Consider the following 19,759-nt stretch of genomic DNA (forward strand, 5'->3'; position numbering starts at 1 on the left):
CCCCCTCCCACAGTTGAGTGGATTCCAGTCCGGCAATGTGTTGATCGTGAATGCGTAAAGTTAAAGCTAAGTAACTGACCCCCTGGAGATCAATATGTGGGAGGGGGCTTGCTCCCGATGGCGGTGCTTCAGTCGGAACAGCTTGTACTGACTCAGCACTATCGGGAGCAAGCCCCCTCCCACAGTTAATTACCAGCGATCTTCAGCTCCGGGCAAAAGCCACGGCTTTTTCGAACTGTTCCGGGGTCGGCCGCACGCCCGTGTAGAGCACAAACTGTTCCAGCGCCTGGATTGCAATCACTTCCAGCCCAGTAATGACGCGCTTACCTTGGGCCCGTCCACGCACGATCAACGGCGTTTCGGCGGGAATCGCCACCACGTCGAACACCGTCTCGGCGTTATCAACCGCATCCGCTTCAAACGCCAACGCATCTGCCTCGGCGCCGCCGGTCATGCCAATCGGTGTCACGTTGACCAGCATCTGCGGGCGCAGGTCGCCCAGTTCAGCCAGCCACTCATACCCCAGGCTCTGCGCCAGCGCCTTGCCCGCTGCTTCATTGCGCGCCACGATTACGCCATTGGCATAACCGCCGTCACGCAAGGCGCTGGCCACGGCCTTGGCCATACCGCCGCTGCCGCGCAGGGCGAACGTGGAGTCTTTGGGCACATCGTGCTTTTTCAGCAATTGCTCGATGGCGATGTAATCCGTGTTGTAAGCCTTCAGATGCCCGCCGGTATTGACGATGGTGTTGAGGGAGGCGATGGCCTGAACCGAATCGTCGAGTTCGTCCACCAAGGCAATAGCGGCCTCCTTGAACGGCATCGACACCCCGCAACCACGAATGCCCAACGCCCGGATACCGCCTATCGCTCCCGGTAAATCTTGGCTGCTGAACGCCTTATAGTAGAAATTCAGACCCAACTGTTCGTACAGGTGGTTATGAAAACGCAGGCCAAAATTCCCGGGGCGGGCCGACAATGACATGCACAGCTGGGTGTCCTTGTTGGGGTGCATCTGCATGGATAACTCCTTTGAGTAAGCAAATCGGTACAGACCTTACACAACCTTTACCTAGCGGCCGTGCTGTTTTTCAGAAATACGTTGTCTTAAAAGTATCCCCGCGACATTACTTGAGTCTATTGACTGCAGACCACAAGCGCAGGGGCCAACCGAGGAATGACCATGATTCGTAAACTCCCCAAGATCGCCTTGCTGGTAGGTGCACTCGCTATGGCCGGCCAAGCCTCCGCCCACGGTGGTGGATGGGGTGGCCCGGCCGTCTTGGGTGCACTGGTCGGCGCCGCCGTGGTGGGCTCCGTGGTTGCCAGCCAACCCCGTGAGGTCTATGTGCAGCAGCCGGTGTACGTGCAACCGCAGCCGGTGTATGCCGCGCCGCCACCGGTCTACTACGCACCGCCTCCACCTGTGTATGTGCAGCAAGAGGTGTATTACCGCCCGGCTCCCGTCTATTACGGCCCACCGCGTGGTTATTACGGCCCTCCCCACGGCTACTACCGTCACGGCTGGTAAGCCCTTATCTTCATGTTCGAAACAGGCCTCGCCCAACAAGCGAGGCCTTTTTTGTACACAACGACCGGATTTATCGTGCCAAGGTCGCTCTGAGGACAATGGCCAAGCGACAATCGCGCACTATTCAGTTCGAAAGTCTACTTGCCCGACCGGGGCTCACGCTGTCATGTTTGTGTCACGACACACTCCCACTATCGATGCAGTCCACCCAATAACAACAAGGACGACAGACCATGCCCACACAAAACCCGCACCGCACCGCTGGCCTCTGTACGTCCAGCAAGGTTTACAGCGCCCTCACGGAACTCAAGCACCTGGAAGGCCACCGCACCGCAAAATTCCTGGCGTTGCTGGCGGAAAACCTCGTGCGCAAAGGTCTGCTCAATGAGCAGGAAGTGGTGAGCATGCTCGATCAGGTAGTCGACTGACGTCTCTTGTTGATGTCGACTATTGAGCCAGGTGATTTTTCTTAAGCCGCCAGGCCCCTTAAGGTGACCCCCATAGCGATTGGAGGCCCTTATGCCAACTGTTCAAATCATGTCTGTCATCGGCAGCGCCGTCCCCGCCCCTCTTCGGGAGCTGGGTTTGCTTGCCTGCTGGTACCTGGTACGCGACGGCGAAACCATCAGCGGCCCACTCACGTCTCTGTCCGCCGCCGAAAAACAACTGCAAAACGCCTCGAATTTCCGGCTCCACGCCTGAGACTTATGGCAATGGCAGCTTGACCCGAGGCTTACTTTCGACAAACAGCGCCCAACTGGACATGAACAGCGCCGCCACCAGCGGCCCTATCACAAACCCGTTGAGGCCAAACACCGATAAGCCGCCCAGCGTCGAGATCAGGATCAGGTAGTCCGGCATCCTGGTGTCTTTGCCCACCAGGATCGGGCGCAGCACGTTGTCCACCAGCCCAATCACAAACACGCCAAACAAGCTCAACACGATGCCCTGCCAGATCGAACCGCTCAGCAGGAAGTAGGCGGCCACAGGCCCCCACACAATCCCCGCGCCCACCGCTGGCAGCAACGACAGAAACGCCATCAATACCGCCCAGAGCAACGCACTGGGAATGTCCAGGAACCAGAAAATCAAACCACCCAGTGCCCCTTGAGTCACGGCCACCAACACGTTGCCCTTGACCGTGGCACGCACCACCCGATTGAACTTCAGCTGCAACCGGCGCTTCTGCGGCTCGGCCAGCGGCACTGCCGTGCGCACTTTGCGCACCAGTTCCGGACCGTCGCGCAGCAGGAAAAACAGCAGATACAGCATGATGAAAAAACTCACCAGGAAATCAAACGTTCCCTGCCCAAAGCTGAACGCCTGGGACGCGAAGAACTGGCTGCCCTGCATCGCGCTCTTGACGATATTCTCACGCAGCCCCTCAAGGTTACCCATGCCAAAGCGGTCCAGCAGGTGCTGGAAGTAAGGCGGCAGGAAGTGCTTGAACTGCTCGATATAACCGGCCACGTCGAGCTTGCCACTCTCGATGTTTTTGTAGAGCGTCGCGCCCTCTTGCACGAGCAAGGCGCTGGTGATGATCACCGGCAGGATCGCGATCACCAGGCACACCATCAAGGTACTCAGGGATGTAAGGTTGCGGTTCCAGCCGAACCGCTGCTGCAGGCGGCGCTGCATGGGGGCAAAGATGATGCCGAGGATCACGGCCCAAAACACCGCACCGTAGAACGGCAGCAATATCCAGATAAAGGCGATGGTCACCAGGACCAGCAGCAGCAACAGCGTTTTGAATTGCAGGTTGGTTTGATTCATGTTCGATCCATGTCAAAAAAGCAGGGCGCGCGTTTGCGTCCCGGTGCTTAGTCCCCCGCAACTCCTGGGAGTGCCATCTTTGTTGAGGTAAGCGTAGACCCAGATCAATAAAGCCTTGCGCCGCTTCAACTACCCTCGCGCCTTTTTGCGACCCAAGCCCATGCCTCCTATCATCGCCCCCGAACTGCTCGCCCCCGCCGGCACCCTGAAAAACATGCGCTACGCCTTCGCCTACGGCGCCGATGCGGTGTACGCCGGCCAGCCACGCTACAGCCTGCGCGTGCGCAACAACGAATTCGACCACGCCAACCTCGCCCTCGGCATTGAAGAGGCTCATGCACAGGGCAAGCGCTTTTACGTGGTGGTCAACATCGCGCCGCACAACGCCAAACTCAAAACCTTCCTCAAGGACTTGGCCCCGGTCATCGCCATGGGCCCGGACGCACTGATCATGTCTGACCCTGGCCTGATCATGCTGGTGCGTCGGCATTTTCCGATGATGCCGATTCACTTGTCAGTGCAGGCCAATACGGTGAACTGGGCCAGCGTGGAGTTCTGGCAGCAGCAAGGGATTTGCCGAGTGATCCTGTCGCGGGAACTGTCACTGGAAGAGATTGAAGAAATCCGCCAGCAGGTGCCGGCCATGGAGCTGGAGGTGTTTGTGCACGGTGCCCTGTGCATGGCCTATTCCGGGCGCTGTCTGCTCTCGGGCTACATGAACAAGCGCGACGCCAATCAAGGCAGTTGCACCAATGCCTGTCGCTGGAAATACCAGGCCACACCGGCTGTGGAGAACGCCACGGGGGATATCGTCCAGGAGTATCAGCCGACCCTCGGGATGGGCGCACCGACTGATCAGGTGTTCCTGTTGCAGGAGGCCAACCGTCCCGATGAGCAGATGCCCGCCTTCGAAGACGAACACGGCACCTACATCATGAACGCCAAGGACCTGCGCGCGGTGCAGCACGTAGAACGCCTGACTCACATGGGTGTGCATTCGCTGAAAATCGAAGGCCGCACCAAGTCCCACTTCTACTGCGCACGCACCACCCAGGTGTATCGCCAGGCCATTGATGATGCAGTGGCCGGTCGCGCGTTTGATCGCGGCTTGATGACCAATCTGGAGTCCCTGGCCCAACGCGGCTACACCGAGGGTTTTCTGCGCCGCCATGTGCACGATGAATACCAGAACTACCAGAACGGCAGCTCAGTGTCCGAGCGCCAGCAGTTTGTGGGCGAGTTGACCGGCGAGCGCCGGGGCGACCTGGCCGAGGTCAAGGTTAAAAACCGCTTTGCCGTGGGTAATCATCTGGAGCTGATGACCCCCGCCGGCAATTTCCACTTTGACCTGGCCGACTTGCGCAACGCCAAGGGCGAAGCCATCGAGGTCGCGCCGGGGGACGGACACACAGTGTATGTGCCGCTCCCGGCCCAGATGGACTTGCGCTTCGGCTTGCTGATGCGCGACGTTTAAATCCGGAACTGCCCGACCAATTGCCCCAAACGATGCCCCAGATCCGCCAGGCTGCGAGAGGTCTGGGCGCCCAATTGGGTTTCGTCTGCCACGCTGTCCACCGCCACGGCAATCTGGTGCACGCTGCGGTTGATCTCTTCGGCCACAGCTGTCTGTTCTTCGGCGGCGCTGGCGATTTGTGCGTTCATTGAATTAATGGTGCCGATCAACTGGGCCATGGTGTCCAGGGATGCGCCAGCCTGATTGGCCTGGGCCGAAGTGCCGTCACCGGCATCGCTGGAGCGGCGCATCGCGTCGACGGCGGCGACCGTGCCTTTTTGCAGGCGGTCAATCATGCCCTGGATTTCCTGGGTGCTGGTCTGGGTGCGACTGGCGAGGGCACGTACTTCGTCGGCGACCACCGCAAAACCACGGCCGGCCTCCCCTGCCCGCGCGGCTTCAATCGCCGCGTTCAGGGCCAACAGGTTGGTCTGCTCGGCAATCGAACGGATTACGCTCAATACGCTGACAATCGACGCCACATCCTGCTGCAGGCTGTCGAGGGACACGCCGCTGCTGCGAATATCGCTCACCAGTGCATGGATCTGCGCGATGCTACCGTCCACCACCCGCTTGGCGGCCTGGCCTTCGGCGTCGGTCTGTTGCGCCGCCACGGAGGCGCCCTGGGCACTGCGCGCCACTTCTTGCGCAGCCGAGGACATCTGGTTGATCGCGGTGGCCACCTGGTCGGTCTCGTGGCGCTGGCGTTCCATGGCCTGCTCCGAGCGCTGGGCCTGGTCGGACACCTGGCTCACCAGCCCGGTCAGTTGCGCGGTCATTTCGGTGATCTGGCGCACCAGGCCGTGGATCTTGTCGACAAACCGGTTAAACGCGCCGGCCAGCTCGCCCAACTCATCCTGACTGGTGATGGCCAGGCGGCGGGTCAAGTCGCCTTCACCGGCCGCGATGTCATCAAGGTTGGCTTTCATCAGGTGCAGCGGACGCAGGATGGTATTGGCCAGCAGCATGCCCACGGCGGCAATCACCAACAGCACCACCGCGGCCACGCCAAGGATGCTCAGCAACACGCCTTCCATGCGCTTTTCTACCTTGGCCTCGACCACTGCCACCTGGGCTTCGATGCCGTCCAGGTTCACCGAGGTACCGATGACCATGTCCCACTTGGGCAGGTATTCGGTGTAGCCGAGCTTGGGCACCAGTTCGGTCTGGCCGGGTTGGGTGGAGCTGTATTGCAGGTAGTGGCTGCCGTCCTTACCGACCTTGACCAAGTCGCGGTTGACGTAGACGCCGTTGGGGTCACGGTTGTCCTTGAAACTCTTGCCCACGCCGTCGGGGCTGTTGCCCTTGAACAGGCGGATGGTCTCGGAGTCGTAGCCGAAGAAGTAACCGTCCTTGCCGTAGCGGGTGTTGGACAGCAGCTTGACCACCTCGGCGCGCGCCGCTGTGTCGCCAGGTGCGGCAGCGTCGTAAAGCGGCTTGATGGTGGTCATGGCCACTTCTACATAACTTTGCAGAGTGGCCTTGGCGTCGTTGAGCAGGCGCTGGCGGGTTTCATCCACCTCGTTGCGCGCCTGCCCCTGGAGGATCCATACGGTGGTCAGGCTGATCACCACGGCAAACAGCAGCACCGGCACGATCGCGAGGGACAGTACTTTGGCCTTCAAATTCAGACGCATGGCTTTTCTCTCTTATTAGGCGACTTGAGAGGTTATCGACCAACGTCAATGAATCTGTAGATCAGAGCGTCATCGCCGCAAACCAGCCAAATGCCAGCAACGGGATGTTGTAGTGCAGGAATGTCGGCACCACGGTGTCCCAGATATGGTGATGCTGGCCGTCGATATTCAGGCCGGAGGTCGGACCGAGTGTTGAGTCCGACGCCGGTGAACCGGCGTCGCCCAGCGCACCCGCCGTACCGACGATGCACACGATGGCCATCGGGCTGAAGCCCAACTGCACACACAGCGGCACAAAAATCGCGGCAAGGATCGGCACCGTGGAAAACGACGAGCCGATGCCCATGGTCACCAACAGGCCCACCAGCAACATCAACAACGCACCAACCCCACGGCTGTGGCCGATGAACGCCGCCGAGGTTTCCACCAGCGAGCGCACGTCGCCGGTGGCCTTGAGCACCTCGGCAAAGCCTGAGGACGCAATCATGATGAAGCCGATCATAGCCATCATCTTCATGCCTTCGGTGAACAGGTCGTCGGTGTCGCGCCAGCGCACAATCCCCGACACCGAGAAGATGAGGAAGCCGGCCAAAGCGCCGATGATCATCGAGTCCAGCCACAGTTGAATGATGAACGCCGAGGCAATCGCCACGCCGGCCACCATCAGGGTCAGCGGGTTGTACTGAACGGCCACTTGCTCGACCCGCTCGATTTTTTCCAGGTCATACACACGTTTTTTGCGGTAGCTGATAAACACCGCCACCAACAGGCCAACCACCATGCCCAGGGCGGGCAGGCTCATGGCGTGGGTCACGTTGACCTGACTGATGTCCACCCCACTGTTGGCCACATTGGCCAGCAGGATCTGGTTAAGGAAGATGTTGCCGAAGCCCACCGGCAGAAACATGTAGGGGGTGATCAGGCCGAAGGTCATTACGCAGGCAACAAGGCGGCGGTCCAGTTGCAGCTTGGTCAGCACGTACAACAGTGGCGGCACCAGCAGCGGGATAAACGCAATGTGGATCGGCAGGATGTTCTGCGATGCAATCGCGACTGCCCAAAGCAGGCCGATCAACAGCCATTTGACGTGGCTGCCGCCGCTGGCTTCCTGGCGGTCGACCAGCAACAGCGCCTTGTCCGCCAGGGCGTGGGCCAGGCCTGACTTGGCAATCGCCACCGCGAAAGCGCCGAGCAATGCGTAGGACAACGCCACGGTCGCGCCGCCGCCCAAACCGCCGTTGAAGGCTTTGAGCGTGGCTTCGATGCCCAGGCCACCGGTCAACCCGCCCACCAGGGCGCCGACAATGATGGCGATGACCACATGCACGCGGGACAGGCTGAGCACCAGCATGGTGCCGACCGCGGCGATGACTGCGTTAATCATGGTTACCTCAAGCAGAAACATAAAAAACAGGCATGCCCGCGCCCAGGTGGCCATTGGCTGGCGACCCGCGTGCAGGCTTTAAGGAGGTCTTATTAGAGGGCGCGCACTTTGCAGCAGGTAGGGCTACATGTCAAAAAACGACACCGATTTCAGATTTAAATTGATTGTTTGAATAAAGAAGCCTTCACAGCGGCCGATAAACTGACTCTATGTGCTTTCAGGTTAAGGATGTCCCGATGTCGCTCAGGCAGCTCTCCATTCAATGGAAAATCACCCTGCTCGCCGGTCTTTGCCTGCTAGGGATCGTGACCCTACTAGTGGGTTTGTCGCTGTATCGCATGGCGCAAAGCTCGGAGCAGGTCCAGGCGTCCAGCATGCAGATGCTCAACACCTCCGCCCAGGCACGCATCGAAGCCCAGGGCGAAGCGCAGGCGCTGGGTATTCGTCGCCAGTTCATGGATGCCTACCAATACGGCCACGGTTTTTCCCGTCAGGTCCTGTTCCTGCGCGAACAGGCCGAAAAGCGCTTCCTCGATGCCTTCGACACCCGCGAAGACCTGACCCGCCAGGTCAAGGCCGCGCTGCAGGCCAACCCGGACTTGCTGGGTTTGTCCCTGGTGTTTGAAGCCAACGCGCTGGACGGCAAGGACGAGTTGTTCGCCGATCAGGCGGAGCTGGGCAGTAACAACAAGGGCCGCTTCGCCCTGTACTGGTCTCAGCCGACTCCGGGCACACTCACCTCGATGGCGCTGCCTGAAAGCGACATGGCCGACACCAGCATCGGCCCCAGCGGTGAACCGGCAAACGCCTGGTTCACCTGCCCACGCACCACCCTCAAGCCATGCGTGATCGAACCCTACTTTTATATGATCAACGGCCAGAACGTGCTGATGACCAGCATCGTGTTCCCGCTGATGGTCAACGGCAAAGTCATCGCGTCGCTGTCGGTGGACATCAACCTCAACAGCCTCCAGGCCGTGAGCCAACAGGCCAGCAACAAACTGTACGACGGCCAGACCCAGGTGAGCATCCTCAGCTCCACCGGTTTGCTCGCCGGCTACAGTGCGGATGCCACTCAATTAAGCAAACGCCTGGATCAAGTCGACACCGTCAGCGGCCCTAAAGTGCTCAGTGCATTGGCCAGCGGCCCACAGATCCGCAGCCTGCGCACCGACCTTCAGCTCAAGGTGCTGGCGCCGTTCGCGCCGATCCCCGACGGCAAGCTGTGGGGCGTATTGCTGGATGTGCCGGAAAAAGTCCTGGTCGGCCCAGCCGAAGCACTGAAGGCGCAATTGGATGCCGACAACGCGCGTGGCACGTTGCTGGAACTGGGCCTGGGCCTGCTGGCCGCGGTGATCGGCCTGATCCTGGTATGGCTGATGGCCCGCAGCGTGACGCGACCGATCCTCGGCGTGGCACACATGCTCGAAGACATCGCCAGCGGCGAAGGCGACCTGACACGTCGCCTGGCCTACGACAAGAAGGATGAATTGGGGCAGCTCGCGGGCTGGTTCAACCGTTTCCTCGACAAGCTGCAGCCGATCATTGCCGAAGTGAAACGCTCGGTGCAGGACGCTCGTGGCACCGCCGACCAATCCGCCGCGATTGCCACGCAGACCAGCGCCGGCATGGAACAGCAGTACCGCCAGGTCGACCAGGTGGCTACCGCCTCCCACGAAATGAGTGCTACCGCCCAGGACGTCGCACGCAGCGCGGCCCAGGCCGCGCAAGCCGCACGCGATGCCGACCAGGCCACCCGCGACGGCCTGACCGTGATCGACCAAACCACCACCAACATCGGCCACCTGGCGGCGGATATGAGCACGGCCATGGCCCAGGTCGAAGGCCTGGCCGCCAATAGCGAGAAAATCGGCTCGGTACTTGAAGTGATTCGCGGCATTGCCGAGCAGACCAACCTGCTGGCGCTCAACGCAGCCATCGAAGCCGCCCGCGCCGGTGAGGCCGGTCGTGGCTTTGCGGTGGTGGCGGATGAAGTGCGCAACCTTGCGCGGCGCACCCAGGAATCGGTGGAAGAAACCCGCCTGGTGATTGAGCAACTGCAAAGCGGCACCGAGGATGTAGTCGGTTCCATGGGCAACAGTTATCGCCAGGCGCAGGGCAGTGTCGAACAGGTCGGCCAAGCCGTGACGGCCCTGCGCCAGATTGGCGATGCGGTCACAGTGATCAGCGACATGAACCTGCAGATCGCCAGCGCCGCCGAAGAGCAAAGCGCGGTGGCCGAGGAGATCAACAACAACGTGGCAACCATTCGCGATGTGACCGAGTCGTTGTCGGAACAAGCCAATGAATCGGCGCGGGTGAGCCAGGCGTTGAACAGCCTGGCGAATCAGCAACAGGGGTTGATGGACCAGTTCCGCGTCTGAGGGTTGAAGGGGGTCAAATGTGGGAGGGAGCCGGTCGAATCGTCGCACCGCCCCTTCCACAGGGCAATTCGATCAGCACCTTGAGCCCGCCCAGCTCGCTTTCCTGCAACTGCAACACCCCGCCCCACACCTCGACGATATCCCGCACGATCCCCAGCCCCAAACCATGGCCATCAATCTGCTCATCCAGGCGTGTGCCACGGCTGAATACCTGATCGCGCTGGGTTTCGGGGATACCGGGGCCGTCATCCTCAACCACCAGCAGGTAGCTGTTGGCGGTTTCACTGATATTCAGCCGCACATCGGCATCCGCCCATTTGCAGGCGTTGTCCAGCAGGTTGCCGAGCAGTTCCAATAGGTCTTCCCGGTCCCAAGGCAATTGCAAGCCTGGGGCCGCGTGGTAACTGAGGTCCAGGTGCTCGCCATGGACCATGTTCAGGGTGGCCAGCAAACCGGGCAGTTCTTTTTCACAGTCGAACAAGGCGCCCGGCAAGGTTTCGCCGGCCAGGCGTGCGCGGTTGAGCTCACGGTTGAGGCGCTGTTGAACCTGCTCCAACTGCTCACGCAAGAGTTTGCTCAGTTTAGGGTGATCCTTGAGCGCCTCGCTCGACGCCGCGCTCAACAGCACCGCCAGCGGGGTTTTGAGGGCATGGCCCAGGTTGCCGAGGGCATTGCGTGAGCGCTTGAGGCTGTCTTCGGTGTGGGCCAGCAGGTGGTTGATCTGCGCCACCAGCGGCTCCAGCTCCAACGGCACTTGGGTGTCGAGTTGCGAGCGCTGGCCCTGCTGCAATTGGGCGATCTGGTTGCGGGCGGTTTCCAGCGGGCGCAAGGCGCGACGTACGGTGACCCGCTGCAGGATCAATACCAGCAGCAACGCCGCCAACCCCAGCACCAGACCGATCTGACGCATCAGCCGGAAGCTTTCCCGCACCGGTGTGTAGTCCTGAGCCACGCTGATGGAAATTGATTGGCCAAAGCGTTTGTAGTCCGAGCGCAATACCAGCAACTGCTGGCCTTCCGGGCCCAGTTGCAGGTTGCCCTTGAGCCCCACTTCGGGCAGTCGGGGCAACTCCTGATCCCACAGCGAACGGGAACGCCAATGGGTGTCAGCAAAATCGATACGGAAGTAATGCCCGGAAAACGGCCGCTGATAGGCCGGCGAGAGGCGCTGCTCATCCAACTGTACGCCGTTGGGCCCGCGCACCAGCGCCACCAACAGGTTTTCAGCGTCGTTGCGCAACCCCGCTTCCAGGTAGCGCTGCAAACCGGCTTCGAACAACCACAGACTGGTTTGCGCCAACACCAGACCGACGATCACCATCACACTGATCAACCCCAGGCTGAGGCGGCGTTGAATCGACTTCACGCAGGGCTGGCGCCAAAGCGGTAACCCTGGCCGCGCCGGGTTTCGATCACGCTGCGCCCCAATTTGCGACGCAGGTGATTGACGTGGACTTCCAGCACGTTGGAATCGCGCTCTGTCTCGCCGTCATACAAGTGCTCAGCCAGGTGGCTTTTCGACAGGATCTGTTCGGGGTGCAGCATGAAGTAGCGCAACAGGCGGAATTCGGCGGCGGTCAGTTGGATCTCGTCACCGTCGCGCAGTACGCATTGGCGACCTTCGTCCAGGTGCAGACCAGCGGCCTGCAAGGTGGGCTGGTTGGCCTGGCCGTGGGAACGGCGCAACAGCGCCTGGATGCGCAGGTGCAGTTCTTCGGGGTGAAAGGGTTTACTCAGGTAGTCGTCAGCACCGGCCTTGAGCCCTTCGATCCGCTCTGCCCACGAATCGCGGGCGGTAAGAACGAGCACCGGAGTGGCCAACGCGGCTGCACGCCATTGCGCCAGCACCTCAAGGCCGGGTAAACCGGGCAGGCCGAGGTCGAGGATGATCAGGTCGTAGGGTTCGCTGCGGCCCTGGTAAGCAGCGTCGCGGCCGTCGGCCAGCCAGTCGACGGCATAGCCCTGGCGCTGTAGGCCGGCCAACAATTCATCGGCCAGGGGTACGTTGTCTTCCACCAGGAGCAGGCGCATCAGTCTTCCTCGTCTTTGATCAGTACACCGTTGGTGGCGTCGAGTTTAATCTCACGTACCACACCTTCGGTGGTCACCAACTCCACTTCGTAGGCATATTGGCCGTGTTTTTTCTCAAGCTCGGCTTCCAGCAAACGGGAGCCGGGATACCGCGCCATGGCCTGCTGCAACAGTTGCTCCAGCGGCAGGATCACCCCCTGCTGGCGCAGCGCGAGGGCTTCGTCCTGGTTGAGATCGCGGGCCTGCAAACCTGAGCAGAACACCACCAGCACCAACGCCACTCGACTGCCGGCGCGTAAATTTACCTTCATTACGTATCCTGATGATTCTTGAGAACCTGCCCGGTGAGCGCGTCCAATTCAACATCCCATTCAATGCCGTGGCGATCTTCCAACTCAACTTCGTAGACGTACTTGCCATACGCCTCGTCCAGATCGGTGTCCAGCAGCGTCGAACCGGGGTGCAGGGCCAGGGCCGTGGCTTCCAGTTGGTCAAAGGCGACAATTGTAACAGTGGCGGGCACGGTCAGTGGCTTGTCGGGGTCCACGGCTCCGGCCTGGGACGCCGCGGAGGCGATGATAGCGGCGGCGACCAGAGCAGTGAGGCGTTTCATGATAAGTCTCCATAACACGAAGTTAGTCCTACGCCAGCCACGGTATATGCCGCAACTTAACTGAAACTGAATTGCCACCATGGCAATTTCGGGAAAGGCCTTTTCCCACAACCCGCGAGATTTCCTATACTGCCCCGCTCGCTTCAACAGAGACCGGTATGACAGCCATTCACATCAAGTTTCCCGCCCTGACCCTCAAGGCCGGCACGCGCGCCCTCGCCCGCATCCGCGAACAAGGCCTTAAGCCTGCCGACGTAGGCATCCTCCCCGGTGCGGCTGGCGGCCCCAAGGCTTTGGGCATCCAGGGCCTGGACTTGGCGCTGTTCGGCGACTGGCTGCCCCGCGCACCACGGGAGCGGGCGCTGATAGGCGCATCCATCGGTTCCTGGCGCTTTGCCAGCGCCTGCCTGCCCGACCCGGTGCAAGGCCTGCTGGACCTCGGCCGCTTGTACAACGAGCAGCGTTTTGCCAAAGGAGTGACCATGGCCGAGGTCACCCAGAGCTGCCAGCGCATGCTCGACGACCTGCTGGCCGGCCGCGATGCACGCGTACTGGACAATCCCGACTATCGCCTGAATATCATGGTGGTCAAAAGCCACGGCCTGCTTGCCGACGACCATCGCGGGCGCCTGGGTCTGGGCCTGTCAACGGTGATCGCCGACAACCTGCGCGGCCGCGCGCGGCTGTCGCGGCATTTCGAACGGTTGATCATCCATGACCCTCGCCAACTGCCACCGGTGCATCCACTGAAGGATTTCCCATCGCGGTTTCTTGAACTGGATGCAGGCAACCTGCGCCAGGCACTTCTGGCGTCGGGCTCGATCCCGATGGTGATGCAAGGCGTGCGCGACCTGCCCGGCGCAGGCGCTGGCACCTACCGCGACGGCGGCCTGCTGGACTACCACCTTGACCTGCCCTACCACGGCGATGACATCGTGCTGTACCCGCACTTTACCGATCGGGTGATCCCCGGCTGGTTCGACAAAGGGCTGCCATGGCGGCGCAGCAATCAGCAGGGATTGCAGGACGTGTTGCTGCTGGCGCCCTCCAAGGACTACCTGGCCCGCCTGCCCCACGGCAAACTGCCGGACCGCAGCGATTTCAAACGCTTTTTGGGCGACGACAAAAGCCGCAATAAGTACTGGCAAACCGCGATGAGCGAGAGCCAGCGGTTGGGGGATGAGTTTCTGCAACTGGCGGATAACGGAGGCCTGGGCGAGCGCTTGCAGGCGCTTTGACCCAGCGGTATGCGCGGCGCGTGATCAAGCTGTTAAACTCGCCGCCTGCCAGATACCTGACCGAGCTGAAAATACTGTGGAAATCTTCAAAGATTCCACGGTAGCCTCCCACCTGAAACCACCCCCTCCCAATCCCTTCCGAATCACCCCGCAAACATAAGAGTTTTAGTATCACCGCGTACCACGCGATACCTTCCCATTGCCATTTGGTTAGTACATCATTCAGTACATCAGGAATCATTTTGAGAGGATGTACTAGTGGCACTCACGGACACAGCAGCCAGACAGGCTAAGCCTAAGGAAAAGGCGTATACCCTCCCCGACTCTTTAGGTCTTGCGCTTTACGTGGCGAATAGCGGGATCAAAAGCTGGCACTTCCGCTTCACATGGCTTGGAAAACAGGCAAGGATTTCTTTTGGAACATACCCGGAAACGGGCCTGAAGGAGGCGCGCTCTCGCAGAGATGAGGCGCGGGAAGATATTGCGCGAGGTGTGGATCCGCGCGAATCGAGAAAGGAGAAGAAGGCAGGACTGATTGAGGCTGGCGGGCGAACGTTCCGCCGAGTGTATGACGAGTGGCTGGCATTCAGGAAAGGCAGCATATCGCCGGGCACCTATCGCATTATCAGCAACTTGATGGAACTGGACGTGCTCCCGACTTTTGGTGGGCGACAGATCGATACCATCAAGCGTGCCGATGTGATCAGCCTGATACGGCGCATCGAAAAACGCGGGTCTATCGTAACGGCAGTAAAGGTCCGGCAGAGGATGGGCCAGGTGTTCAGCTATGCGATTGCCACCGGATTGATTGAATCGAACCCTACGGCTGAGATGCACGCAGTCACCGAAAAAGGCGCCCAGAACCGGCCGCATCCATTCTTGCCTTTCAGCGAACTACCCAAGACCATCGCTACCATTCAACAGTGTGTTTCAGGCCACCAGTTGCGGTCGGCGATCATGTTGATGATCTACACCGCATCACGCCCAGGCGAAGTAAGGCATGCCGAGTGGTCTGAAATTGATCTCGATGCGGCGATCTGGACGACGCCGGCGGCGAAGATGAAGGCTCGGCGCGAGCATGCCGTGCCATTGCCGACCCAGGCAGTAGATTTGCTTAAAAGCATGATCCCAGTCACCGGAGGGCTTCGCTACGTGTTCACCAACCGCAGCGACCCGACAGCACCGATCGGCACAAACTACGCCAACAATGTCATGGATCTGTGCGGGTTGACGGGTAAACAATCGCCCCACGGTTTCCGTCACCTGTTCTCCACTGAGATGAACGGTCGAGGGTACAACCGTGATTGGATTGAGCGTCAGCTCGCCCATGCTGACAGTAGCTTTATCCGTGACGTGTACAACCATGCCGCATACCTGGAGCAGCGCAGATCCATGATGCAGGAGTGGGCGGATCTTGTGACGCCAAACCCCTAGCACCCCATGCTGGGGACTGTACACAGCTAACCCATTGATTAAAAAAGGATACGCCCCCTTTATTGCCCGGCAAAACATAAGTTTTTTTGTGCTTATGCAAACGGTAAACCGGGGCCTACAGCGGCGGTTTTGCGCAGATCATAGCTCCCACCGCATCGCTGACCTCTGTGATAAATTAGCCTCCCAAAAACACATCAAGGAAAGAGCAATGTGGCAGAGCAAGCTTAAGCTGAACGATGGCGAAACGCTGAAACATGTCAGCTCTCGTTCTAAAGGATCCATGGCTCAGGAAGACATCACAGAGTGGTCCGTTCTGAACTCCTCAGGTGAGGTCGTCGGCACAGTTATTCACAATGACCACACCGCGCTAAATGGCTTTCGCAGAACACAGTCCGTCCGCCAGACGGATAGCCAGAACAATGTTTTAGTCGACGAAAGCTGGACTGGTTGACTGGAAAGACCTCAAACTCAGGGGGCTGGAGGGATGGCCGGGCAAGCCTCTCTCCAGCGTTCGCTGCCACCATGTCAAGGTGACCACGAAACGGATGCAAGTATATGATGTATAAGGAAAACATACCCTTTTTCTGCGCTTCCAAAACATGCAATAAGCTCTATAAGAATCAATAACTTAGCGTTGGATATTCCTACAGTACTTCCCATCCCCGGCCTCCTGCCGACGAACACCACTCCCAAATTCGCATCACCTCGACTACTGTATACACATACAGCATTTGAGTTTTCCCACCATGAACATCGACGAAGACACCTCAGCGTGGCTTGGCTGCCCGACGCCCCTGGAAATGTACAAGCATCAGTGCGCCCTGCTGGAAGACGAACTCAACCAGACCCAAGTGATGCTGCATAAGGCGCGCCGCAATATCGCCGGCCTGGTCCAGCTAAGCGATGACCTGTCCACACGGAAGGCATCCGCAGAGGACGCACTCAATAAAGCGCGCTCGGAGGTGGCCAGGCTCAACCGCGAAAACTCGGAAATGGACAGGAAGATAAACGGCCTTCTGACAGTGGCCGAGCAGCGTGACTACTTGACCAGGGAGAATCAGCGGTTACTGGGCGAGCTCAAGAAAGTCACCGAGCCACAGCGCTGACGCTCAACGAGTTGTAGCTTGCCTCACAAGTCAGTCCAGCTATTCGGGCGCGGTCATAAGCAGCCGCCAGCTCTCCCGCTCTTTTGTCAGCCCGCTGGAGCAAGTCGGAGAGCACCATGGCGGCGCGGGTGGCTGACGCGCCTCGCTGGGCAACTCCGGGATCGCCGCAGGCAGTGGCGGCAAACTTACCTGCTTCGACGTGCAGCCTGTCACCAGCAGCATCAGCGGCAGCAGCATCCACAGTTGCTGACTTGTTCTTTTCTCGCGCATCACTTGCCTCCTTATTCACGGACGCCTGGCGGCGCTGTTCTTCTTGGCGGGCCTTTTCGCCTGCCGCGGTAATTGCGAGCGCCTGGTCTCGATCGATAACTGCCAGTTGCTCACCATAGCGTGAGTCCTGAACCTGCCAGGTGACGCCAGCGGCGCTGGCCATCAGCACCAGGATCAGCAGCACCAGCCCGGCCAGCTTCTGCACGGGCGTCATCACGGCACATCCTTGAAGAAGACGTGGTGCCCGAGGCGCAGCGTCTGCTTGGCCTTCTCCGCCCAGGCCGGGGCCTTGGGCATCGTGGTTGCGTAGTAGTGCGTGGCGCCGCCAGTTGGATCCGGTACCGAGCCAGACATAACTTGGTCAGCAGCGCGCTGGGCCTGGGCGAACTGCGCAGCCGGGATCGGTTTGGCGCCGCTGAGGTAGGCATAGTTCGGGTCGTTCTGGTTCCAGCAGCTGAACTGCCAAGGCTTCAGACATACGCCCGCGTAGCCCTCCCCCCACCAAGACTTGTCCTTGCCGTCGAACACGCGGTTGCGGATCGTCCAGGCAACGGCGATTTGCCCGTCGAAGCCTTCGCCGCGGGCCTCGCCCCATAGCGTGCGCGCCAGGATGTCCCGGTCTTTTTCGGAAGTGGTCATACTTTTCTCCAGGCAATAAAAAACCCGCTCATGGCGGGCGTGATGTTCAGGCAGGCCTTAGGTCTCAGCTTCTTCCGCCGGGGCTTGCTCGACGATATCGGTAAAAGCCTGAATTGGTGGCGGTGGTGACGGCGCCGCATCTGGGACAAGGATGTGCAGGGTTATCATGTGTTTCAGATCGTAAGGGACGCCGTCCTTGGTCACTGTCACAGTTAGCAGCCCGTCGGAAAACTCGATTTCAACGTCTGCTCGTGAGTCGATCTGGTTGACCGTGTAGCCCCAGCCGTCGTCTACCGGCGGGAAGGGAACCATGCCGAGGCAGCCGACAATCTGATAAACGCCCCTCGACAATCGCGCCGATGTCACAGCTGTATCGCCCTGGGTCACGAAATCATAGGTCGCGCCCGTTGCGCCAAGTATGTTGATTGCTGCTCTTGCCATGATCAGACCGCCTTAAGGGTGCCATCGGCGGCACGGGTAGTATTTGCTGTTGTGTAAACCTGGACCCACGGTTGCCACGTATTGGCACGCTTTCTTCGGATCCATGTGCGGTCTGAGTCGTGACTGATAAGCATCATCGCCATAGTTGAGGGGTCGCCCCCCATAAAGGCGATGCCCTCGCCATAGTCCGCGCCACTGGGAATATTTGCAGTTGGTCCTGCCCCCCAAAAAAACATCCGCGCGGATGCAATCAGGTTCAAATCAGGTTCATATCCGTTTGAAACGGCCCCGAGGCCACCATACCCGACAGTCACAACCCTTCCCGCCGTCGTATCAGTTTTGCTGGTAACGAGGTCTGCCGTCACTGCGTTGCCAACAGCTGTGCGCCCTGTCCCCCCCTTATCCGCCGGCAAAATATCGTAGTTACCAGTCGTGCCAAGGGCTGCCAGTTTGGGTCCGAACTGGTTGTTCAGATTATTGAAGGCGTCCGACAGCATCTTGTCGTAGCCCTGCACCGGCATGATGGCGTAGGAGGCACCGCTGACTGTTGCGCCTCTGTAGGCGGGCAGAATCGAGATAACCGTTGCGCTCGCGACGTTGGCGACTTCATAGGTTGCGCCATCCGGGCCGACGAACGAATCTCCAACCCTGGAGGACGCAGCGAAATCCACGCCTGTGCCCGTAACTGTCGTGCTGCCATTCTGAACAGAGACTGTCCCAGCCCTTTGCCAAACCATAGCTTTCTCCAGGCAATAAAAAACCGCTCATGGCGGTTATTGATTTCAAAGTAAGTTGTGAAAAGCCTAAGAAACAGGCTTAGCGAAAACCACAGGGATGTATAGAGACGTTGTAAGGTCCACACCCACAGATTGAATTACAAGCCTGTCATTTTGATATTCCCAAACGGCATACATATTGCCCTGCCTAGACGTGCCGCCCGCAATATCCATCGCGATGTTGTTGAGCAACATATAATCACCAGACGCGAGACTAGATGCAACAGTCCAACTTAATCGCGACGTTCCTTGCCCGGTTGAAGACGAGCCGAGATAGGTCCATCCGGTTATTGTTCTCGTGAACTGTGCACACGGCGTACCGCTGTCAAATAGAAGATTGGCTGCCCCATCCCAAATTCGGAATCCGAACTTTGCAGTTGGCTCTGACTTAAAGGCGGCGGCAAACCAATTTCCAGACGTGCCTTGCCCCACAATCCCCGAGAAAGAGAACCCAGTCCAAGCTCCGGCCGATCCTTGAACCACACAAAAGCAAAGCGTCACCGAAAGATTTGGCCTTACAAAAACCAAGGGAGGCTCGGCCGTTGTAATCGTTTTAGAGAAAGGTACGTAGACTCCAGAGCCGTTACCCGACCAGGATCCTTTATCAAGAACCACGAGCCTCGCAAACTCAGAATCAAGGGTGACTACGTTGCTGTTGTTTGTGAAAGTTACACCATAGGTCATTAGCGATACCTCATAACCAACAGCCTTTGAGGCGCAAGCCCAAGAGGGCCGCTAGAACGGGCCGGGTTCCCAAAATAAACAACTACACCATCATTCCCCACAACCGGAGTGTATTGAATTGCGTACGCACTCTGCCCCGAAGTATCGTAAGCGGCAACTGGAACACAGACAGCGGAATGCGTTGCCGCGGTAATGCCTGGAATGGATATATAGCGAGTTCGCCCTGGAGCCGGAACGCCAGCCTGAACAATCTCCGAGTAAACAACCCGCACAGTAAAGGAGTTTTCATCAAGCTCAAGGAGGGC

General features: G+C 59.4%; 22 protein-coding genes. 9 read left to right on the forward strand and 13 right to left on the reverse strand.

Translation table 11 applies throughout. The annotated features are described in order from the left end of the window. Positions 1-202 precede the first annotated feature (202 nt). Positions 203-1,021 carry a shikimate 5-dehydrogenase gene (locus tag AOA61_RS12545; protein ID WP_099601852.1) on the reverse strand — a complete coding sequence of 273 codons (819 nt, stop codon included), beginning with the start codon at positions 1,019-1,021 and terminating at the stop codon, positions 203-205. 156 nt (positions 1,022-1,177) lie between these two features. Between AOA61_RS12545 and AOA61_RS12550 the strand changes: the two genes are divergently transcribed. From AOA61_RS12550 to AOA61_RS12560, 3 genes are all read left to right on the forward strand, one after another. Beyond that, positions 1,178-1,531 (forward strand): hypothetical protein, encoded by a 354-nt coding sequence (locus tag AOA61_RS12550; RefSeq protein ID WP_032886686.1) that lies wholly within the window; start codon positions 1,178-1,180, stop codon positions 1,529-1,531. 233 nt (positions 1,532-1,764) lie between these two features. Continuing rightward, on the forward strand, positions 1,765-1,959 hold the full coding sequence (locus tag AOA61_RS12555) for a hypothetical protein (protein ID WP_032886687.1): 195 nt from the start codon (positions 1,765-1,767) through the stop codon (positions 1,957-1,959). A gap of 91 nt (positions 1,960-2,050) precedes the next feature. Next, positions 2,051-2,233, forward strand: coding sequence for a hypothetical protein (locus tag AOA61_RS12560; protein WP_032886689.1), 183 nt, complete (start codon positions 2,051-2,053; stop codon positions 2,231-2,233). Positions 2,234-2,236: 3 nt separating this feature from the next. Here the strand turns inward: AOA61_RS12560 and AOA61_RS12565 are convergent, their stop codons facing one another. Further along, complete coding sequence (locus tag AOA61_RS12565) at positions 2,237-3,304, reverse strand: AI-2E family transporter (RefSeq protein WP_032886690.1); 1,068 nt, start codon at positions 3,302-3,304, stop codon at positions 2,237-2,239. 160 nt (positions 3,305-3,464) lie between these two features. Between AOA61_RS12565 and yegQ the strand changes: the two genes are divergently transcribed. After that, on the forward strand, positions 3,465-4,778 hold the full coding sequence (gene yegQ, locus AOA61_RS12570; protein WP_099601853.1) for a tRNA 5-hydroxyuridine modification protein YegQ: 1,314 nt from the start codon (positions 3,465-3,467) through the stop codon (positions 4,776-4,778). On the opposite strand, the gene AOA61_RS12575 is transcribed toward yegQ, so the two are convergent. Together AOA61_RS12575 and AOA61_RS12580 are read right to left on the reverse strand one after the other, a co-directional pair. Next, positions 4,775-6,454: a methyl-accepting chemotaxis protein gene (locus AOA61_RS12575; RefSeq protein WP_032886694.1), complete on the reverse strand. Its 1,680-nt coding sequence runs from the start codon at positions 6,452-6,454 to the stop codon at positions 4,775-4,777. The genes yegQ and AOA61_RS12575 overlap by 4 nt on opposite strands. Before the next feature lie 61 nt (positions 6,455-6,515). Next, the gene (locus AOA61_RS12580) at positions 6,516-7,835 is read right to left on the reverse strand and encodes a Na+/H+ antiporter family protein (protein WP_164444902.1); all 1,320 of its coding nucleotides are present in this window, start codon (positions 7,833-7,835) and stop codon (positions 6,516-6,518) included. 239 nt (positions 7,836-8,074) lie between these two features. On the opposite strand from AOA61_RS12580, the gene AOA61_RS12585 reads away from it, so the two are divergent. Then, positions 8,075-10,222 (forward strand): methyl-accepting chemotaxis protein, encoded by a 2,148-nt coding sequence (locus AOA61_RS12585; RefSeq protein WP_099601854.1) that lies wholly within the window; start codon positions 8,075-8,077, stop codon positions 10,220-10,222. A gap of 13 nt (positions 10,223-10,235) precedes the next feature. Here the strand turns inward: AOA61_RS12585 and AOA61_RS12590 are convergent, their stop codons facing one another. Genes AOA61_RS12590 through AOA61_RS12605 form a run of 4 tightly spaced genes read right to left on the reverse strand, consistent with a single transcriptional unit; the run spans position 10,236 to position 12,866 of the window. Next, on the reverse strand, positions 10,236-11,588 hold the full coding sequence (locus tag AOA61_RS12590) for a sensor histidine kinase (protein ID WP_032886697.1): 1,353 nt from the start codon (positions 11,586-11,588) through the stop codon (positions 10,236-10,238). Then, positions 11,585-12,253, reverse strand: coding sequence for a response regulator transcription factor (locus AOA61_RS12595; RefSeq protein WP_032886699.1), 669 nt, complete (start codon positions 12,251-12,253; stop codon positions 11,585-11,587). The genes AOA61_RS12590 and AOA61_RS12595 overlap by 4 nt, the downstream gene beginning before the upstream one ends. Further along, positions 12,253-12,564: a PepSY domain-containing protein gene (locus tag AOA61_RS12600; protein ID WP_032886701.1), complete on the reverse strand. Its 312-nt coding sequence runs from the start codon at positions 12,562-12,564 to the stop codon at positions 12,253-12,255. The genes AOA61_RS12595 and AOA61_RS12600 overlap by 1 nt, the downstream gene beginning before the upstream one ends. After that, positions 12,564-12,866 carry a PepSY domain-containing protein gene (locus tag AOA61_RS12605; RefSeq protein WP_032886703.1) on the reverse strand — a complete coding sequence of 101 codons (303 nt, stop codon included), beginning with the start codon at positions 12,864-12,866 and terminating at the stop codon, positions 12,564-12,566. Before AOA61_RS12605 ends, AOA61_RS12600 begins: the two co-directional genes overlap by 1 nt. A 158-nt stretch (positions 12,867-13,024) precedes the next feature. On the opposite strand from AOA61_RS12605, the gene AOA61_RS12610 reads away from it, so the two are divergent. From AOA61_RS12610 to AOA61_RS12625, 4 genes are all read left to right on the forward strand, one after another. Continuing rightward, a complete protein-coding gene (locus tag AOA61_RS12610; protein WP_099601855.1) occupies positions 13,025-14,104 on the forward strand; it encodes a hypothetical protein in 1,080 nt (359 codons plus the stop codon). Between the two features lie 258 nt (positions 14,105-14,362). Next, positions 14,363-15,538, forward strand: coding sequence for an integrase arm-type DNA-binding domain-containing protein (locus tag AOA61_RS12615; RefSeq protein WP_099601856.1), 1,176 nt, complete (start codon positions 14,363-14,365; stop codon positions 15,536-15,538). Positions 15,539-15,746: 208 nt separating this feature from the next. Continuing rightward, positions 15,747-15,989 carry a hypothetical protein gene (locus AOA61_RS12620; RefSeq protein ID WP_099601857.1) on the forward strand — a complete coding sequence of 81 codons (243 nt, stop codon included), beginning with the start codon at positions 15,747-15,749 and terminating at the stop codon, positions 15,987-15,989. A gap of 295 nt (positions 15,990-16,284) precedes the next feature. Further along, positions 16,285-16,644 (forward strand): hypothetical protein, encoded by a 360-nt coding sequence (locus AOA61_RS12625; protein WP_099601858.1) that lies wholly within the window; start codon positions 16,285-16,287, stop codon positions 16,642-16,644. Here the strand turns inward: AOA61_RS12625 and AOA61_RS12630 are convergent. The 5 genes from AOA61_RS12630 to AOA61_RS12650 form a co-directional block, all read right to left on the reverse strand. Next, positions 16,625-17,128, reverse strand: coding sequence for a DUF2514 domain-containing protein (locus tag AOA61_RS12630; RefSeq protein WP_099601859.1), 504 nt, complete (start codon positions 17,126-17,128; stop codon positions 16,625-16,627). The two genes, AOA61_RS12625 and AOA61_RS12630, sit on opposite strands and share 20 nt — an antisense overlap. Further along, entirely contained in the window at positions 17,128-17,553 is a 426-nt protein-coding gene (locus AOA61_RS12635) for a cell wall hydrolase (protein ID WP_099601860.1), read from the reverse strand. The genes AOA61_RS12630 and AOA61_RS12635 overlap by 1 nt, the downstream gene beginning before the upstream one ends. 57 nt (positions 17,554-17,610) lie before the next feature. After that, positions 17,611-17,994, reverse strand: coding sequence for a phage tail protein (locus tag AOA61_RS12640; RefSeq protein ID WP_099601861.1), 384 nt, complete (start codon positions 17,992-17,994; stop codon positions 17,611-17,613). Positions 17,995-17,996: 2 nt separating this feature from the next. Next, positions 17,997-18,665 carry a hypothetical protein gene (locus AOA61_RS32220; protein WP_256583394.1) on the reverse strand — a complete coding sequence of 223 codons (669 nt, stop codon included), beginning with the start codon at positions 18,663-18,665 and terminating at the stop codon, positions 17,997-17,999. A gap of 132 nt (positions 18,666-18,797) precedes the next feature. Continuing rightward, positions 18,798-19,454 carry a hypothetical protein gene (locus AOA61_RS12650; RefSeq protein WP_099601862.1) on the reverse strand — a complete coding sequence of 219 codons (657 nt, stop codon included), beginning with the start codon at positions 19,452-19,454 and terminating at the stop codon, positions 18,798-18,800. Positions 19,455-19,759 lie beyond the last annotated feature (305 nt).

The sequence above is a fragment of the Pseudomonas sp. 2995-1 genome (assembly GCF_002742505.1).
GTDB lineage: Bacteria > Pseudomonadota > Gammaproteobacteria > Pseudomonadales > Pseudomonadaceae > Aquipseudomonas > Aquipseudomonas sivasensis.

Excerpts from the sequence above, each read along its gene's own strand:
- AOA61_RS12545 (WP_099601852.1), bottom strand. The coding sequence starts at position 1,021 with ATGCAGATGCACCCCAACAAGGACACCCAGCTGTGCATGTCATTGTCG.
- AOA61_RS12550 (WP_032886686.1), top strand. The coding sequence starts at position 1,178 with ATGACCATGATTCGTAAACTCCCCAAGATCGCCTTGCTGGTAGGTGCA.
- AOA61_RS12555 (WP_032886687.1), top strand. The coding sequence starts at position 1,765 with ATGCCCACACAAAACCCGCACCGCACCGCTGGCCTCTGTACGTCCAGC.
- AOA61_RS12560 (WP_032886689.1), top strand. The coding sequence starts at position 2,051 with ATGCCAACTGTTCAAATCATGTCTGTCATCGGCAGCGCCGTCCCCGCC.
- AOA61_RS12565 (WP_032886690.1), bottom strand. The coding sequence starts at position 3,304 with ATGAATCAAACCAACCTGCAATTCAAAACGCTGTTGCTGCTGCTGGTC.
- yegQ (WP_099601853.1), top strand. The coding sequence starts at position 3,465 with ATGCCTCCTATCATCGCCCCCGAACTGCTCGCCCCCGCCGGCACCCTG.
- AOA61_RS12575 (WP_032886694.1), bottom strand. The coding sequence starts at position 6,454 with ATGCGTCTGAATTTGAAGGCCAAAGTACTGTCCCTCGCGATCGTGCCG.
- AOA61_RS12585 (WP_099601854.1), top strand. The coding sequence starts at position 8,075 with ATGTCGCTCAGGCAGCTCTCCATTCAATGGAAAATCACCCTGCTCGCC.
- AOA61_RS12595 (WP_032886699.1), bottom strand. The coding sequence starts at position 12,253 with ATGCGCCTGCTCCTGGTGGAAGACAACGTACCCCTGGCCGATGAATTG.
- AOA61_RS12600 (WP_032886701.1), bottom strand. The coding sequence starts at position 12,564 with ATGAAGGTAAATTTACGCGCCGGCAGTCGAGTGGCGTTGGTGCTGGTG.
- AOA61_RS12605 (WP_032886703.1), bottom strand. The coding sequence starts at position 12,866 with ATGAAACGCCTCACTGCTCTGGTCGCCGCCGCTATCATCGCCTCCGCG.
- AOA61_RS12610 (WP_099601855.1), top strand. The coding sequence starts at position 13,025 with ATGACAGCCATTCACATCAAGTTTCCCGCCCTGACCCTCAAGGCCGGC.
- AOA61_RS12620 (WP_099601857.1), top strand. The coding sequence starts at position 15,747 with ATGTGGCAGAGCAAGCTTAAGCTGAACGATGGCGAAACGCTGAAACAT.
- AOA61_RS12625 (WP_099601858.1), top strand. The coding sequence starts at position 16,285 with ATGAACATCGACGAAGACACCTCAGCGTGGCTTGGCTGCCCGACGCCC.
- AOA61_RS12630 (WP_099601859.1), bottom strand. The coding sequence starts at position 17,128 with ATGACGCCCGTGCAGAAGCTGGCCGGGCTGGTGCTGCTGATCCTGGTG.
- AOA61_RS12635 (WP_099601860.1), bottom strand. The coding sequence starts at position 17,553 with ATGACCACTTCCGAAAAAGACCGGGACATCCTGGCGCGCACGCTATGG.
- AOA61_RS12640 (WP_099601861.1), bottom strand. The coding sequence starts at position 17,994 with ATGGCAAGAGCAGCAATCAACATACTTGGCGCAACGGGCGCGACCTAT.
- AOA61_RS12650 (WP_099601862.1), bottom strand. The coding sequence starts at position 19,454 with ATGACCTATGGTGTAACTTTCACAAACAACAGCAACGTAGTCACCCTT.